Annotated in this window: 2 protein-coding genes; both read left to right on the top strand. The window is 46.7% G+C overall.

The features are described from left to right. Positions 1–102: 102 nt before the first annotated feature. A complete protein-coding gene (gene istA / locus IQ31_RS27205) occupies positions 103–1542 on the top strand; it encodes an IS21 family transposase (protein ID WP_052217462.1) in 1440 nt (479 codons plus the stop codon). A gap of 11 nt (positions 1543–1553) precedes the next feature. Further along, the gene (istB, locus tag IQ31_RS27200; RefSeq protein ID WP_084106828.1) at positions 1554–2378 is read left to right on the top strand and encodes an IS21-like element helper ATPase IstB; all 825 of its coding nucleotides are present in this window, start codon (positions 1554–1556) and stop codon (positions 2376–2378) included. Positions 2379–2454 lie beyond the last annotated feature (76 nt).

Raw genomic sequence — 2454 nt, 5'->3', positions numbered from 1 at the left:
TGTTAATTCGCATATAAATACCCCCAGCAATTCGCATTAAAATGCCACCACCTTAAACAATTAAGGTTTTACTTGTTGAGAGTATAATAAACTCTCAGCGTTATGTATAAAGTGGCTATGTACAATACGATAAAAACACTTTTGGAACACGGCAAATCTTTGCGGGAGATCTCAAGGGAACTTGGGATGTGCCGCAAGACCGTTTCGCGTATCCAAAAAGCGCTGCTGAATGGAGATTCAGCTCCGAGGCAGCAGTCCCGTTCCAGTGGTCTTGAGGTATTTCATGAACAGATCGAGCATTATCTGGCCAGTGGACTTTCGGCACTGCTGATCCACCAGAAATTGATCCAGCAGCATGGGCTTACCCTGTCTTATTCGAGTGTCGCCCGTTACATTGGTAAATTCAAGCGGGCAGAATGTTTTGTTCCGCTGCACAGCCTTCCTGGTGAAGAGGCACAGGTCGACTTCGGCTACTTTGGTGAGTTCCGCAGGAATGGCCGTGGTGTTAAGGTCTGGGTGTTCAGTATGGTACTCAGCCATAGCAGGCAATCCTATTATAAGGTTGTTACCAGTCAACAGGTCCGGGAGTTCCTGGACTGCCACATCAGTGCTTTTGAATATTTTGGGGGTGTCCCAAAAATGGTCAAGCTGGACAACCTGCGCTCGGGTGTAACCAAGGTAGATCTCTACGAACCCACCCTACAGGCACAGTATGCGGAATTTCTCAGTTATTATCATTGTGCGGGTATTGCCTGCAGACCCCGCCGGCCAACAGACAAAGGTAAAGTAGAGTCTTCCATAAAATATGTCAGGAACAACTTTCTGAAAGCCTTTGAAAGCAAAATCTATGAGGACCTGATCTGTGGTCTGCGCGTATGGAATGATGAAATATGCAATAAACGTGTCCACGGGACCACCAGGCGCAGGCCTCATGATATCTTTCTTGAATCGGAGAAAGCTGCGCTGCAGCCCCTGCCTTCCAGACGTTTCCAGATACAGGATGTCAGCCACCGCAGGGTAAACCGTATGGGACATGTCGCCTATAAGCAGAATTATTATTCGGTTCCGGCTGACTATATGGGCATGAATGTAAGGCTGGAGAGTAACGGTACGATACTTCGCATCTATGACAGCTCACGACAGATCGCCATGCACCAACTATCCGACAGCATAGGCATGTTTGTCAGTCTTGCGGCGCACCGCCCCAGGGAAAAGAGAATGGTCAGCAAGGAAGAATACCGTGAAATGATGGGGCAGATAGGTCCAAATGCGTACACTCTGTTTGATCGACTTGTGGAAGAAGTGCCGACGCACTGGGGCAAGATGACCCAGGGTATACTTGCGCTGAGAAAGCGCTTCACTTTGGGCCAGATAGAAAGATCATGTGCACGCGCACTGCACTTTCACGCCATAAGCTACCAACAGGTCAAACGGATATGCGAGAATGCGATGTACGACCTGCCCCGGGAAGATGTGCTGACAATGGGCTTCTCGGACGAATTTCAGCACGAACTCAGTTATTATGACACTCTTACAAATTAATGGATATAAATATGGAAAATCTAAAAACACAGCTCCGCACTCTTAAACTCGCGGCCATCTGTCAGAACCTCGAGCTGCGTAACAGGTACGCGCTACAGCACAAGATCGGTTACATTGAATTTCTTGAGCTTCTGGTGGAGGATGAAATGGCCAACAGGCAGACCAACGGATATATAAATAAGCTCAGGGAATCAAAACTCGACACGCAGAAGGTATTGGACTGTTATGATTTCAGCTATCAGCCCCAGGTTGACAAAAGGCAGATCTATGATCTGGCCAGCTGCCGGTTCATAGACCAGAAACATAATGTGGTATTCATGGGGAAACCGGGGGTCGGAAAAACGCACCTGGCCCATGCAATCGGGCTGGAAGCTGTAAAAAAAGGTAAGCGGGTACTTTTCATCCATACCAATGAAATGGTCGAAAAGCTATATTCCTCCCGTGCGGACGGATCCTATGCTGCGACCATCCAGAAGTTCCTAAAACCGGACCTGCTGATACTGGACGAACTGGGCTTCAAAAAAATGCCGCAGTACAGCATGGAAGACTTCTTTGAGATCATCAGAAAAAGATACGAAAACGGTTCAATGATCATTACCACAAATAGGAACTTTGAAGACTGGGGGACACTTTTCGGGGACAAAGTAATCGCATCGGCGATAATAGACCGCATAGTGCACCATGCCACAATCGTCAAACTAAATGGAAACAGTTACCGTATAAAGAACCTCCTGGAACTGAACGGAATGTTTGAAGACGACCCTAAGGAAAAATCAAAAAGGGGAAGACCCAAAAAGTCAGAAGATCAAGAAAATTATGAAAATAATAATGAATAGAATAATGGTTTTTTTTGTGAAATTAGTGGGGGCATTCTGATGCGAACTAGTGGAGGCATTCTAATGCGAAGTGACA

It is taken from the genome of Sphingobacterium siyangense, assembly GCF_007830445.1.
GTDB classification, from domain to species: Bacteria; Bacteroidota; Bacteroidia; order Sphingobacteriales; family Sphingobacteriaceae; genus Sphingobacterium; species Sphingobacterium siyangense.
The sequence above is the reverse complement of the archived record's forward strand: the minus strand, read 5'-3'. Positions and strand labels throughout refer to the sequence as shown.

Excerpts from the sequence above, each read along its gene's own strand:
- istA (WP_052217462.1), top strand. The coding sequence starts at position 103 with ATGTATAAAGTGGCTATGTACAATACGATAAAAACACTTTTGGAACAC.
- istB (WP_084106828.1), top strand. The coding sequence starts at position 1,554 with ATGGAAAATCTAAAAACACAGCTCCGCACTCTTAAACTCGCGGCCATC.